The organism is Knoellia sp. 3-2P3, assembly GCF_029223115.1.
Taxonomy (GTDB): domain Bacteria; phylum Actinomycetota; class Actinomycetes; order Actinomycetales; family Dermatophilaceae; genus Pedococcus_A.
In genome coordinates, this window is the sequence record NZ_JARGZE010000001.1 from 215,753 (window position 1) to 229,838 (window position 14,086).

11 protein-coding genes are annotated in these 14,086 nt (G+C 71.6%); 1 reads left to right on the plus strand and 10 read right to left on the minus strand.

Annotated elements, in window-relative coordinates:
* Positions 1-77: 77 nt before the first annotated feature.
* The gene (aceB, locus tag P0Y31_RS01005) at positions 78-1,688 is read left to right on the plus strand and encodes a malate synthase A (protein WP_275866222.1); all 1,611 of its coding nucleotides are present in this window, start codon (positions 78-80) and stop codon (positions 1,686-1,688) included.
* Positions 1,689-1,705: 17 nt separating this feature from the next.
* Here aceB and guaD read toward each other — a convergent pair whose 3' ends face one another.
* The 10 genes from guaD to pucL all read right to left on the minus strand — a co-directional run bounded on the left by guaD (position 1,706) and on the right by pucL (position 13,832).
* On the minus strand, positions 1,706-3,010 hold the full coding sequence (gene guaD / locus P0Y31_RS01010; RefSeq protein ID WP_275866223.1) for a guanine deaminase: 1,305 nt from the start codon (positions 3,008-3,010) through the stop codon (positions 1,706-1,708).
* Positions 3,007-3,852: a xanthine dehydrogenase accessory protein XdhC gene (gene xdhC / locus P0Y31_RS01015; RefSeq protein WP_275866224.1), complete on the minus strand. Its 846-nt coding sequence runs from the start codon at positions 3,850-3,852 to the stop codon at positions 3,007-3,009. Before xdhC ends, guaD begins: the two co-directional genes overlap by 4 nt.
* A gap of 1 nt (position 3,853) precedes the next feature.
* A complete protein-coding gene (gene xdhB / locus P0Y31_RS01020) occupies positions 3,854-6,244 on the minus strand; it encodes a xanthine dehydrogenase molybdopterin binding subunit (protein WP_275866225.1) in 2,391 nt (796 codons plus the stop codon).
* The gene (locus P0Y31_RS01025) at positions 6,241-7,788 is read right to left on the minus strand and encodes an FAD binding domain-containing protein (protein WP_275866226.1); all 1,548 of its coding nucleotides are present in this window, start codon (positions 7,786-7,788) and stop codon (positions 6,241-6,243) included. The genes xdhB and P0Y31_RS01025 overlap by 4 nt, the downstream gene beginning before the upstream one ends.
* Positions 7,789-7,908: 120 nt before the next feature.
* A complete protein-coding gene (locus P0Y31_RS01030) occupies positions 7,909-8,739 on the minus strand; it encodes a bifunctional allantoicase/(S)-ureidoglycine aminohydrolase (protein WP_275866227.1) in 831 nt (276 codons plus the stop codon).
* Positions 8,736-10,073 carry an allantoinase AllB gene (gene allB / locus P0Y31_RS01035; protein ID WP_275866228.1) on the minus strand — a complete coding sequence of 446 codons (1,338 nt, stop codon included), beginning with the start codon at positions 10,071-10,073 and terminating at the stop codon, positions 8,736-8,738. The genes P0Y31_RS01030 and allB overlap by 4 nt, the downstream gene beginning before the upstream one ends.
* Before the next feature lie 4 nt (positions 10,074-10,077).
* Complete coding sequence (gene uraH, locus P0Y31_RS01040; RefSeq protein WP_275866229.1) at positions 10,078-10,404, minus strand: hydroxyisourate hydrolase; 327 nt, start codon at positions 10,402-10,404, stop codon at positions 10,078-10,080.
* Between the two features lie 2 nt (positions 10,405-10,406).
* Positions 10,407-10,904, minus strand: a complete 498-nt coding sequence (gene uraD / locus P0Y31_RS01045) for a 2-oxo-4-hydroxy-4-carboxy-5-ureidoimidazoline decarboxylase (RefSeq protein ID WP_275866230.1) — start codon at positions 10,902-10,904, stop codon at positions 10,407-10,409.
* Positions 10,901-12,835 (minus strand): 2-oxo-4-hydroxy-4-carboxy-5-ureidoimidazoline decarboxylase, encoded by a 1,935-nt coding sequence (gene uraD / locus P0Y31_RS01050; protein WP_275866231.1) that lies wholly within the window; start codon positions 12,833-12,835, stop codon positions 10,901-10,903. Before uraD (P0Y31_RS01050) ends, uraD (P0Y31_RS01045) begins: the two co-directional genes overlap by 4 nt.
* Positions 12,836-12,926: 91 nt before the next feature.
* Complete coding sequence (gene pucL / locus P0Y31_RS01055; RefSeq protein ID WP_275867055.1) at positions 12,927-13,832, minus strand: factor-independent urate hydroxylase; 906 nt, start codon at positions 13,830-13,832, stop codon at positions 12,927-12,929.
* Positions 13,833-14,086 lie beyond the last annotated feature (254 nt).

The window sequence follows — 14,086 nt, forward strand, 5'->3', positions numbered from 1 at the left end:
GGCGAGAAAACTATTCCATATGATGGAATATCCAGCCACCCATCCTTCGCACGCCACTCAACGAGGAGACAGGCCTGATGGCAGACATCACCGTGACCGGGGGCCCGGTCGAGCGCAGCGACGAGATCCTGACCCCCGAGGCGCTGGAGTTCCTCGCCGACCTGCAGACCCGCTTCGGCCTGCGCCGTGACGAGCTGCTGCAGGCTCGGGTCAAGCGCCGGGCGACGATCGCCGAGACGGGGCGCCTCGACTTCCTCCCGGAGACGGCCGAGGTCCGGGCCGGGGACTGGACGGTGGCGCCGATCCCGGACGACTTCGCCGACCGCCGCGTGGAGATCACCGGCCCCACCGAGCGCAAGATGGCCATCAACGCCCTCAACTCCGGCGCCCGCGTCTGGCTGGCCGACCTCGAGGACGCCAACACCCCCCACTGGGACAACGTCGTCGGCGGCCAGGTCAACCTGTTCGACGCCGTGCGCCGCACCATCGAGCTCACCACCCCGGAGGGCAGGCACTACGCGCTGAAGAACCCCGACGGCATACCGGTCATCGTTCCGCGGCCGCGCGGTTGGCACTTCGACGAGGCCCACATCGAGGTGGACGGGCGGCCGATGGTGGGCGCGCTCGTCGACTTCGGCCTCTACTTCTTCCACAACGCCGCCGAGCTGCTCGAGCGTGGCAGCGGTCCGTACTTCTACCTGCCCAAGATGGAGTCCCACCTCGAGGCCCGGCTCTGGAACGACGTGTTCACCCACGCGCAGCAGCAGCTCGGCCTCGCCCACGGCACCATCCGGGCCACAGTGCTCATCGAGACGATCACCGCCGCCTTCGAGATGGACGAGATCCTCTACGAGCTGCGCGACCACGCCGCCGGGCTCAACGCCGGCCGGTGGGACTACCTGTTCAGCATCATCAAGAACTTCCGCGACGCCGGGCCCGACTTCACCCTGCCCGACCGCAACGCGGTGACCATGACGGCCCCGATGATGAAGGCCTACAGCGACCTGCTGGTGAAGACCTGCCACCGGCGCGGGGCCTTCGCGATGGGCGGCATGGCTGCTTTCATCCCCAGCCGTCGCGACGCCGAGGTCAATGAGCGCGCCTTCGCCAAGGTCCGCGAGGACAAGAACCGCGAGGCGCAGGCCGGCTTCGACGGGTCGTGGGTGGCCCACCCCGACCTGGTGCCTCTGTGCGCGGAGATCTTCGACGGCGTGCTCGGCAGTGCCCCCAACCAGACCAGCCGCCAGCGCGACGATGTGACGGTGACCGCCGACGACCTGCTCTCGGTCTCGAAGACGCCGGGCCAGCGCACCGAGCAGGGCCTGCGCGACAACATCAGCATCGGCATCCAGTACCTCGAGGCGTGGCTCGGTGGCAACGGCGCGGCCGCGATCAACAGCCTCATGGAGGACGCCGCGACGGCCGAGATCTCGCGCTCGCAGGTCTGGCAGTGGACCTTCAACGGCGTGACGCTCGACTCGGGCGAGGCGGTGACGCCGCAGCTCGTCGAGCGGCTGGTCGACGAGGAGTTCAGCGCGCTGCGCGAGAAGGTCGGCGAGCAGGTCTGGGGCACGGGGCACTGGGACCTGTCGCGACGCCTGTTCGTCGAGTCGGCCCTGAGCGAGACCTTCCCGGACTTCCTGACCCTGCCGGCCTACCGGGCCGTGCTGGAGCTCGAGCGCTCCTGAGTCCGCCGGGTGGGTGGTCAGCGCGCCTTGACCCGCCGACCACCCACCCACACCCCGGCGAGGTCGGCCGGGCCGCCGAGCGCGAACGCCTTGGCCAGCGCGTCCTCCTCGCTGTGCGCATGCCGCAGCACCACGTCGAGGGTGCTCCCGTCCTCGGGGCGCAGCCACACGGCGTCGAACTGCTTGCCGACGCTCAGGTCGCCCACCTCGGCCCCCAGGCCCAGCGCGTCGGCCCCCGCTGCGGTGGCGAGGTGGAGCAGGTGCGCGGAGGTCAGCGGCAGCCCGTCGTCGCCGAGCAGGTGCTGCACGAAGTAGGCCTGCAGCCCCTCCTTCAGCAGCGAGAAGCCGGTGCCGGCGCCGACGTCGGAGCCCAGCGACACCCGCACGCCGTGCTCGTGGTGGCGGCGCAGGGGGAACAGCCCGCTCCCCAGGGCCGAGTTGCTCGACGGGCAGTGCGCCACGGTGGCGTCCTGCCCGGCGAGCAGGGCCAGCTGCCGGTCAGTGGGGTGCACGTTGTGGGCCAGGATGCTGCGCCGCCCGACCAGTCCCTGCCGGTCGTAGGTGTCGAGGTAGTCGACGGCGCCGTCGAAGAGCTCGCTGACAGCCATCACCTCGGCGACGTTCTCGTTGAGGTGCGAGGTGAAGAAGGACCCCGGCACGTCCTTGAGCAGGGCGGCGCAGGAGGCGAGCAGCGCGTCGCCGCAGGACAGCGAGAACCGCGGCGTCACGGCATACCGCAGACGCCCCTTGCCGTGCCAGCGCTCGGCCAGTGCCCTGCCGTCGTCGTAGGCCTGTTCGGGGGTGGTGAGCAGGTCGTCGCGCAGCATCCGGTCGCTGACGACCAGCCCCGTGGTGACCCGCAGCCCCGCCTCGGCCGCCTGGGTGAACATGGCGTCCACAGCACTGGCGAAGTGCGACCCGAACACCATGGCCGAGGTCGTGCCGGCCTCGACGAGCCCGGCGGTGAACTCGGCAGCGACCGCCCTGGCGTAGCCGACGTCGGACAGCCGGGCCTCCTCGGGCAGGGCGCACTGCTCGAGCCACTGCAGCAACGGCATGCCCAGCCCGCCGATGACGCGCACCTGCGGGAAGTGCACGTGGGTGTCGACCAGCCCGGGCAGCAGCAGCCCGCCGCGCAGGTCGACGACCTCGACCTCCCCGTGCCGGCGGCGGAGCTCGTCGAACGGGCCACGGGCGACGATCGCGCCGTCCGACACCAGCAGCCCGGCGTCGGCCTCGGCCCTCAGGACCCCGCCCTCGAAGGGGCTCACCGGTGTGTCGAGCACCGTCGCGCGGTAGAGGACGCTGCGGTCGCTGGTCATCGCGTCATCTCCCGGCCGGCGTGCTGCCGGTCGAAGGCCATGAGGAGGGAGGCTGCAACCCCGACCGCGATGGCGGCAGGCTCCTTGCCCTGTATGCCGGGCAGTCCGATCGGCGTCGTGATGCGGGCCAGCTCTTCGGGGCTGTGGCCCTCGGCGGCGAGCCGTTGCTGGAAGCGGCGCCACTTGGCGTCGGAGCCGATGAGGCCGATCGAGCCGAGGTGGCGGCAGCGCAGCGCGGCGTCGCACAGGGCGGCGTCCTCGGCGTGGTCGTGGGTCATCACGAGGACGTGGGTGCCCGGGGGCACCTGTCCGAGAACGAGTTCCGGGACCGGTGCGTGGTGGACGTGGATGCGCGCCTGGGCGTCGGCCAGCACCGCGAGCCTGTCGTCGGCGAGCTGGTCGGCGCGCGAGTCGACGAGGTGGAGGTCGAGGTCGTGACGGGCCAGGATGCGGGCGAGCTCCAGGCCCACGTGGCCGATGCCGAAGACCGCCACCGACGGTGCGACCGCCAGGTGCTCGTAGAGCACCGTCACCTCACCACCGCAGCACTGGACTCCGTGCTCGGTCGGCGCCCGGTCGGTGAGGCGCACGGTCACCAGCTCGGGCGCGCCGGCGGGCGCGCCGAGCAGCCGCCGCGCCCGCTCGATGGCGGTGGCCTCGAGGTTTCCACCGCCCACCGTGCCCCACACGTGCCCGGCGGAGACGACCATCTTGGCGCCGGCCTCGCGCGGGGCGTGGCCGCGCACTTCGACGACGGTGACGACCACCCCTGCCTGCCGCTGTGCGCGGAGGCGCGCGACGGCGGTGAGCCAGTCCTGCCCGGACCCGAGGTCTGGTGCCATGTCAGACCCCTCCCGCCAGCGTCGGTCGCGGCTCGCGCGCCGGGGAGTCCTGGCCTGCCACCCCTGCCGCCCGCGCCGCCTCGACCGCCCAGAAGACCGCCTCAGGCGTCGCCGGCGACGCGAGCTCCACGCTGTGGCCCTCGGGCCCGAACGCCCCGGCAGCGGCCCGCAGTGCCTCGCGGACGCTGAAGGCCAGCATGAGCGGTGGCTCGCCGACGGCCTTCGAGCCGTAGACGACCCCGTCCTCGGTGGCCTGCTCGAAGAGCGTCACGTTGAAGACCTCGGGCATCTCCGAGAAGCTCGGCAGCTTGTAGGTGCTTGCCGCCTGGGTCGCGAGCCGACCGCGGTTCGGGCCGTCGCTGGTGTCCCAGCGCAGGTCCTCCAGGGTCAGCCAGCCCGCGCCCTGGACGAAGCCGCCCTCGATCTGGCCGATGTCGACCAGCGGAGAGAGGCTGTCGCCCACGTCGTGCACGATGTCGACGCGGCGCAACCGGTAGGCGCCCGTGAAACCGTCGACCTCCACCTCGGACGCCGAGACGCCGTAGGCGAAGTACTTGAACGGCTCGCCCTGCATGCGCGAGGCGTCCCAGTGCAGCCCTTCGGTGCGGTAGAACCCGGCCGCTGACAGGTGGACCCGCTGGAAGTAGGCGTCGTGCACGACCTCGGCGAAGTCGAGGACGGTGTCGTGGAAACCGATGCCGGTCACCTTGCCGTCGGCGAAGCGCACGTCGGCCGGGTGGATGCCGAGCCGACGGGCGGCCACCTCGGCCAGCCGGCCCCGGATCTGCTCGCAGGCGTCCTTGATGGCGCCGCCGTTGAGGTCGGCACCCGAGCTCGCCGCCGTGGCAGAGGTGTTCGGCACCTTGTCGGTGCGTGTCGGGGCCAGGCGCGCAGTCGCCAGCGGCACCCCCAGGGCCGTGGCCGTCACCTGGAGCATCTTGGTGTGCAGACCCTGCCCCATCTCTGTGCCGCCGTGGTTCACCAGGACCGAGCCGTCCTTGTAGACGTGCACGAGCGCGCCGGCCTGGTTGAACGCGGTGAGGTTGAAGGAGATCCCGAACTTCACCGGCGTGATGGCCAGCGCCCGCTTGGTGTGCCGGTGGGTCGCGTTGAACTGCGCGACCTCGCGCTGGCGCCTTGCCACCTCCGCGGACTCCTCCACGGTCTGCCAGATGCGCAGCAGCCGCTCGGCGTGGCGCACCGGCTGCCCGTAGGGCGTGCTCTGGCCCGGCCTGTAGAGGTTGCGCCGGCGGAGCTCCTCGGGGGTCAGGCCGAGCAGCGGGGCGCTCCGGCCGAGGATGTCCTCGATGACGAGCATTCCCTGCGGGCCGCCGAACCCGCGGAAGGCGGTCTGGGAGGTCTTGTGGGTCTTGGCGACCCGGCCCTGGACCTCGATGTCGGGGATCCAGTAGGCGTTGTCGACGTGGCACAGCGCCCGGGCCAGGACGGGCTCCGACAGGTCGAGGCTCCAGCCGCCGTCGGAGGTGAGCGTCGCGCGCAGGGCGACGATGTGGCCGTCGGCGTCGAAGCCGGCGGTCCACGACGCGTGGAACGGGTGGCGCTTGCCCGACATGGTGATGTCCTGGCTCCGGTTGAGGCGAAGCCGCACCGGACGGCCGGTGAGGGTCGCCCCCAGAGCCGCGATGGCGGCATACCCGTGCGGCTGCATCTCCTTGCCCCCGAAGCCGCCGCCCATGCGCAGGCACTGCACGGTCACCTCGTGGCTGCGCAGCCCGAGGACGTGGGCGACGATCTCCTGGGTCTCGCTGGGGTGCTGGGTGCTGCACTGCACGAAGACCTGGCCGCTCTCGTCGACGAGCGCCAGCGAGGCGTGGGTCTCGAGGTAGAAGTGCTCCTGCCCGCCGAACTCGAACTCGCCCTCGAGGACTCGGGTCGCGGCGGCCAGCGCCGCGTCGGGGTCCCCGCGGTGGAGGGTCGGTCGGCCGCCCTGGAAGGACTCGGCTGCGATCGCCTCGGTGAGGGTCAGCAGCGACGGCAGCGGCTCGTAGTCGACCTCGACGCGTTCGGCGCCGAGGCGGGCCGCCTCGATGGTCTCGGCGAGCACCCAGCAGACGGCGTGGCCGTGGAACATCACCTCGGTGGGGAAGAGCGGCTCGTCGTGCTTGACGCCCGCGTCGTTCACGCCGGGCACGTCGTCGGCGGTGAGCACCCGCACCACCCCGGGGACCTCGAGGGCTGGCGCGGTGTGCTGCCGGGTCACCCGCGCGTGGGCGTGCGGAGCCTGGACCGGCCAGGCGTGCAGGGCACCCCGGGTCCGGGCGAGGAGGTCGTCGGTGTACAGCGCCCGGCCCGTGACGTGGAGGTCCGCGCTCTCGTGCGGGATCTCCAGTCCCACAACGGGATTCACCGGACGGTCGGACAGCGCGCTCATGCGCCCACCTCCCGGCGGTCGGCGGCACGGCTCGGCGGGTTCTCCGCGAAGAGCCGCAGCAGCGACGTCGCGAGCATGGCTGAGCGGTAGGCCGAGCTGGCGCGGTGGTCGTCCATCGGGGTCCCCTCCCCGCGCATCGTCGCGGCGGCCTCGCGGACGACGTCCTCCGACCAGGGCCGGCCCTCGAGGGCAGCCTCGGTCGCGAGCGCCCGCAGCGGCGTTGCGGCCACGCCGCCGAGCCCGATCCGGGCACGCTGGACCACACCGTCCTCGATCGTCAGCGCATGGGCCACCGCCACGCTGGAGATGTCGTCGAACCGTCGCTTGGAGACCTTGTGGAAGGCGGTGACCGGCGCGAGCGGCAGGGGGATGCGGACCGCGACGATGAGCTCGTCGCCTGCCCGCACGCTCCGGCGGTAGCCGGTGAAGTAGTCGGCGAGCACGACCTCGCGCCGGCCCTCCCGTGACGCCAGCACGACGGTGGCCTCGAGGGCGAGGAGGGCGGGCGGGGTGTCGCCGATGGGGGAACCCGTCCCGAGGTTTCCGCCGATGGTGGCGCCGTTGCGGATCAGGCGCGAGGCGAACTGGGGGAACAGCTGGTCCAGCAGCGGCACGCGTCCGGCCAGCCGGCGCTCGACCTCCGAGAGGCTGAGGGCGGCGCCGATCTCCACGGCGTCTTCGGACCAGTTGAGCTCACGGAGCTCGGGCAGCCGGTCGACGGCCACCACCAGCGCGGGTCGGGCGCCGCGCAGGTTGACCTCGACGCCCCAGTCCGTGGAGCCCGCCACGAGCTGGGCGTCCGGGCGCTCGGCGAGGAGGTCCAGTGCCTCCGTCAGGTCGGCCGGACGCACGAAGTCCCCGCTCTGCCCCGACAGCCTCGTGTGCGCGGCAGCCGGCGCCGGCTCGGCGCGGCGGGCCGCCAGCGGGTCGTCGGCGACGGGTTCGCCCAGCGCGTAGGCGGCGTCGCGGATGGGCCGGTAGCCGGTGCACCGGCACAGGTTGCCGCTCAGCGCGTGCAGGTCGAAGCCGTTCGGCCCGCGCTCGTGGCCTGCGTCCGTGTGCTCGTCGCCCTCGCGGCCCGGGGGCACGGCGTGCCCGTTGCCGGTGGGGTCGACCGGTGACGTGGCCGGACCGCCCGCGGCACAGCGGCCCTCGCGGTAGAACTCCGCGGCCATGCTGCAGACGAAGCCGGGGGTGCAGTAACCGCACTGCGACCCGCCGCGCACGGCCATCTCCTGCTGCACCGGGTGCAGGGCGCCCGATGCACCCAGGCCCTCGGCGGTGACGACCTCTTGGCCGTCGAGCGCGGCGGCCGGGATGAGGCAGGCGTTGATGGCAGTCCACTCCATGCCGGCGTCCTCGCCGTCAGCGCCCCCCGCGGGGCGGGCGACGAGCACCGAGCAGGCGCCGCACTCCCCCTCGGCACAGCCCTCCTTCGCGCCGGTGAGCCCGCAGCCGCGCAGGAAGTCGAGAGCGTTCTCGTACGGCGCGATGCCATCCAGGGCACGCGGTGTCCCGTTGATCATCACGTGCAGCGCATCCATGGTCGAGCTCCTCCACACCATTGCGGTCGTCTCATCATCCGTCCAGGGCTGCCCTCGCATCACGTGCTCGGGCAGCTGGGGCATGGTTGAAAAGGGTCTGATCGGGTGAATCGGCGCCGGCTACAGGAACTGGCGGCCGAGTTTCGCGTGTCGGTTGACGTCCTTGTAGAGCAGGTAGCGAAAACGGCCCGGCCCACCGGCGTAGCAAGCCTGGGGGCAGAACGCGCGCAGCCACATGAAGTCACCCTCCTGCACCTCGACCCAGTCGTTGTTGAGCAGGTAGACCGCCTTGCCCTCAAGGACGTAGAGCCCGTGCTCCATGACGTGCGTCTCGGGGAAGGGGATCACCCCGCCGGGCTCGAAGTTGACGATGTTCACGTGCATGTCGTGCCGGACGTCGAGCGGGTCGACGAACCGCTGTGTCGTCCAGCGGCCCTCGGTGCCCGGCATCTCCGCAGCGTCGACGGCCGTCTCCTCGGTGACAAAGGCCCGGGGCACCTCGATGCCCTCGACGCGCTCGTAGGCCTTGCGGATCCAGTGGAACCTCGCCGCCGCCTCGCCGGCGTTGTGCAGGGTCCAGTCAGCTCCCGGCGGGATGAAGGCGTAGCCGCCAGGTCGCATCTCGTGCACCTCGCCTTCGAGGACCAGCGTCACGGCGCCGTCGACGACGAAGAGCACGGCTTCTGCCGACGGGTCGGGCTCGGGGCGGTCGCTGCCACCTCCCGGGGACACCTCGACGACATACTGCGAGAACGTCTCCGCAAACCCGGACAGCGGCCGCGCGATGATCCACAACCTCGTCTTCTCCCAGAACGGCAGCGCGCTCGTGACGATGTCCCGCATGGTCCCCCGCGGCAGCACGGCATACGCCTCGGTGAAGACCGCGCGGTCGGTCGTGAGCTCCGTCTGGCCTGGCAGGCCCCCGGTCGGCGCGTAGTAACGAGGCGTCATGCCTCTCCCCTCCTCAGGAGCCGCCCGCGCGGCTCCCCGTCGATGTCGATGGGCCTGCCGCGCAGCCACGTGTGCCGGACGGTGCCGGTGAGGGTTCGACCCGCGTAGGCGCTCACCGGGTTCCGATGGAGCAGCCGCCCTGGGTCCACGATGAACTCGTCGTCGGGAGCGAAGACGACGAGGTCGGCCTGGCAGCCCACCGCGATGCGACCGCGGTCGGCCAGGCCGGCCTGTCGGGCGGGTCCGGCGGCCATCCACCGCACCACGTCGGCGAGCGAGTGGCCGCGCCGCCGCGCCTCGGTCCAGACGGCCGGGAGCCCGAGCTGGAGCGAGGCGATGCCGCCCCAGGCCGCCCCGAAGTCACCGCTGTCGAGCCGCTTGAGCTCGGGCGTGCACGGCGAGTGGTCGGAGACCACCGCCTCGATGGTTCCCTCGGCCAGTCCCTGCCAGAGGCGGTCGCGGTTACCGGCCTCGCGGATGGGCGGGCAGCACTTGAACTGCGTTGCGCCGTCGGGGATCTCCTCTGCCGTCAGCGTCAGGTAGTGAGGACACGTCTCCACGGAGAGGCGTACGCCCTCGGCCCGGGCGGCTGCGATCAGCGGGAGCGCATCGGCGTCCGAGAGGTGCAGGACGTGTGCCCGCGCCCCGGTCTCCCGGGCGGCCTCGACCACCTGGGCGATCGCGCGCTCCTCCGCCTCCTTCGGACGCGAGCCGAGGAAACCGGCATACCTCGGACCGGCGGGAGCCGGCGACGCGTCGATGGTCGCGGGGTCCTCCGCGTGCACGATGACCAGGCCGTCGAATCCAGCGGCCTCGGCAAGGGCGGCCTTCAGGCCCGCCGCGTCGAGGTGCGGGAACTCGTCGACCCCCGAGTGGAGCAGGAAGCACTTGAAGCCGAAGACACCCGCCTCGTGCAGCGGGCGCAGGTCGGCGAGGTTGCCCGGGACGGCACCGCCCCAGAACCCCACGTCGACGAAGGCCTGGTCCCGGGCCACGGCCTGCTTGGCCCGCAGCGCCTCGACCGTCGTGGTCGGCGGGATGCTGTTGAGCGGCATGTCGACGATCGTCGTGACGCCGCCGGCCGCGGCGGCGCGGGTGGCGCTGGCGAAGCCCTCCCACTCGGTGCGGCCCGGCTCGTTGACGTGCACGTGGGTGTCGACCAGGCCTGGCAGCAGGACGAGCTCGCTGCCGAGGCGGACCGTTTCCTCACCGGTGAGGGCCGACCCGCCGCGTTCCACGGCGACGATCCGCCCGTCGGTGATCCCGACGGCTGCAGATCCCTCGCCCTCGGCGGTGACCGCCCGCTCGGCGAGGACGACGACGTCACACCGCATGCCGTCAGCTCCCGCGGTAGGTCGAGTAGCCGTAGGGGTTGAGCAGCAGCGGCACGTGGTAGTGCTGGCCCTCGGCCACCGTGAACGCCACGACGACCTCGGGGTAGAACCCCTCCGTGCCCGCCGCTGCGAAGTAGGCGGCCGTGTCGAACCGCAGCCGGTAGTCGCCCGGCTCGAGCCGCTCGGGGCCGATGGCCGCTACGCGGCCGTCGGCGTTGGTGACGCCCTCACCGAGGGGAGCCTGCGAGGTGAGTGCCAAGAGCTGGACCGGCACCCCCTCCGCCGGGCGGCCGCGGCTGGTGTCGAGCACGTGGGTGCTCAGCGTGCCCATCGTCAGACCACCTGCCTCAGCCGGAGCATCGCGATCTCCCGCAGCTGGGTGACCGTCTCGCCGCGCTCGGTGGCGTCGTCGTTGCGCATCCGTCGCTCGAGCTCACCGAGGATCTCATGCGCCGAGCGCCCCGCGGCCCTGATGAGGAAGACCCGGTCGAAACGCGCCTCGTAGGCCCGGTTGCCCTCGGCCAGCCGTCCGGCGAGGTCCGGGTCGGACCCGTCGACGCCGGACTGCTCGCGCCGGGAGAAGGCCGCCTCGTGGCCAGGCTCGGTCGGCCGCTCCCCGATGCGGGGGTGCCGGCTGAGTGCGGCCTCGAGCTCGGCGTCGTCGAGCTGCGCGGCGGCCCGCTCGGCGCGGTCCCACAGCGATGCGTCATCGCTGTAGGGCCGGCCGGCGAGCACGTCGTCGACCCATCGGGGCACGGCCAGGCAGGTCTCGAGACGGGCCCGGGCCTCGTCGTCGGGGAGGGCGTTGAACGCCTCCGCTGACGTGCTCACTCGATTCCCATGCGGCGGGCGCGGGCGCTGTGGATGGGGTTGGCGCCGGCGACGAGGTCGTCGAAGCGGTGCCCGGCGATCTTGGCGACCTCGATGAGGGCTGCCGCGTGCTCCTGTGTGGGGGAGTTCTCGAGGCGGTGCCAGCCGTGGCGCACGACCTGCTCGAAGGAGTCCTCGTCGCGGACACAGGCGATCAGCGGGAAGCCGAAGCGCTCGCGGTAGGCAGCGGTCAGCGTGGCGAGCTCGGCGTGCTCGTTCTCGGCGAGGTAGGTCAGGCCGAGCGAGGACTGGTCCCGCAGCGAGTCGGGGCCCTCCTCGCCCTGCGCCACCCGGGGCGAGCCCAGGTCGGGGTAGGACGCGATGAGCCTCTCCTGGTCCGCGTCGCTGCCGGAGAAGAGCGCCTCCTGGAACGCCCGTCGCAGGTCGTGGGTGTCCTCGAAGGGCCGCAGCCGGTAGGCCTCTTCGACCACCCAGTTCGGCCCCTGGAACAGACCGGAGAAGGTGCGCACGAACTCGTCGCGGTCCATGCCGTTGACCTGGTCGAGCCGCACGAGGTCGCCCGGCTGCCCGGCCACCGCCGGCCCATAGCTCTTGCCGACGTGGTGGAACAGGGCGTTGAGGCCGATGGCGGTGATGCTGCCGAGGGTGATGCCGCTGCCGAGGATGATCTGGGCCCATTCCGGCACGGCCTTGGCCACGTCGGGCTGCGCGGTGACGAGCATGGCCAGGCCGATGCTGGTCGCCACGATGACGACGTTGCGGTGGTCGTGGAAGTCGACTCGCGACAGGGTCTGGAAGCCCACCACCGCGACCGTGGCGAACATGGCCAGGGCGGCACCGCCGAGGACGGGGTGGGGTATGCCGGCGACGACCGCGCCCGCCTTGGGGATCAGGCCGATGAGGATCATGATCGCGCCGGCGGCGGCCACGACGTAGCGGCTCTTGACCTGGGTGAGCCGCACGAGGCCGACGTTCTCGGCGAAGCAGGTGTAGGGGAAGGAGTTGAAGACGCCACCGACGGTGGTGGCAAGGCCGTCGGCGCGCAGGGCACGGGCGATGTCGTCCTTGCCGACCCGCTTCTCGACGATCTCACCGGTGGCGAACACGTCGCCGGTGGTCTCGACGGCGGTGATGAGCATGACGACGATCATCGAGATGATCGCGGCGACGGAGAACTTCGGCCAGCCGAAGTGGAACGGCGTGGTCACACCCACCCAGCCAGAGCTGGCGACGGCGTCGAAGTGCGCGTCGCCGAGTGCCCAGGCGACGAGGGTGCCGATGACCAGGCCCGCGAGGACGGCGATCGTGGCCATGAAGCCCTTGAAGATGCGCTGGATCAGCACGATGAGGGCCAGGGTGCCCAGGGCGTAGGCGAGGTTCTTGCCGCTCGTCGGGTCGGACGTCGGCCCGGCACCACCCGTGGCGTCGGCCGCGGCCACCGGCAGCAGCGCGATGCCGATGATGGTGATGACCGACCCGGTGACGACCGGCGGGAAGAAGCGGATGAGCCGGCTGAAGTACGGCGCGATGAGGAAGGTGAACAGGCCCGCCACGATCACGGCGCCGTAGATGACGAGGAGGCCGTCGGTGCCGCCGCCCGCGGCCGCGCCGATGGCGATCATCGGCGACACCGCCGTGAACGTCACGCCCTGCAGCAGGGGCAGCTTCACACCGACCTTCCAGAACCCGACGGACTGGATGATGGAGGCGATGCCGCAGGTGAACAGGTCGGCGTTGATCAGGTGGATGAGCTCCTCGGTGCTCAGGCCGATGGAGTTCGCCAGCAGGATCGGCACGATGACCGCTCCGGCGTAGAAGGCCAGCACGTGCTGGAAGCCGTAGATGGCCAGCTTCGGCGCCGGCAGGACCTCGTCGACGGGATGCCTCACGCTGCGCTGTGGCGCGCGCCGGTCGGCAGGCTGTGCGGTCATGGCTGACACCTCTTCCTGGCGGTGACCTGGCCTTCAGGTCGTTTCAGAGCGGTTGGTGGTCGAACAGGGTGGTGCAGCGGCACGGCGCCGCTCAGCAGAAGCCGGGGACCGCCAGCCAGGCGTCACCGGCCGGGGAGGCTCCCTCCCGGCATACGCTCGCCTCTATGAGGCCGTAAGGGCGGTCGGCGGCGTGGAAGACCTCGCCGTTGTTCTCGAGCCCGAAGGGCGAGAGGTCGACCAGGAAGTGGTGCTTGTTGGGGGCCGAGAACCTGATCTCCGCGACCTCCGGGTGCGCCTCGAGCACGGCGCGGCCCATCGCGTAGAGCGTCTCCTGCAGGGCGCGGCTGTAGGTCACCGCGAAGGTCGTGAGCAGGACCTGGCGGATGTCGTCGAAGGCCTTGTTCCAGTCGACTGCCGTGCCCTCGTAACGCCAGCGGGCCACGAGGGAGGTCGCGAGGATTCGGTCGTCGGTCTCGGCCAGGGTCGTGTAGCGATCCTTGAGGAAGCCCTTGAACTCCGACCCGGTCGACTTCAGGACGACGAGGTCGCCCAGCCCGGAGACCACCCATGCCCTGCGCTCGTCGCCGCTGTCGTCGAGCGTGACCACGGTGGTGCGGACATCCCCGCCGCGGCGGACGAAGGCGTGGTCGTGGCCCGCCCCGTCGACGATGATGCGGTCCCAGGCGTACTCCTCGACCGAGATGCGGGCACCTGTGGCGGCCTCGGCAGCCTCGAGGAACCGCTCCGCGAGCGCGAGGGCGTACTCCTCCGGGGAGGCCACCCCCTTCTCCTTGGCAAAGGCGAAGGCGGTGTTCTTCTGCGTGTCAGTGGGCAGAACCCGGCTCTGGTCGCCGTCCACGTGGGCTGCTGCGAAGTCCCCGCGCAGGGCGGTGGAGACGTTGAGATCCCTGATCTCGTGGCGCTGGCTGTCGCGGTAGACCCGGACGACCCGGCTCTCCGCCTTGCCGTACTGGTTTGGTCCGAGAACGATGCCCATGTGTCCGTCGTGCTCCCTGGTCGTGGCGCCCGAGCTGGCCGGACGGGCTGCGGGAGCGGCGTGGCCGGCGGTGGTGCCCGGGCATGCCGCGGGGTCGGCGGCGACAGCGCCCGAGCCGACGGTGTCGACAGGTCGCAGAATCACCGTTGATTCCATGCACCGAGACACATATTCCGCTGGGCGGAAAGGCGCTTCAGCGCTACCGGGACACTAGGACGTGACCAGCATCACGTCAACAGTTTGTTGAAGGCAGC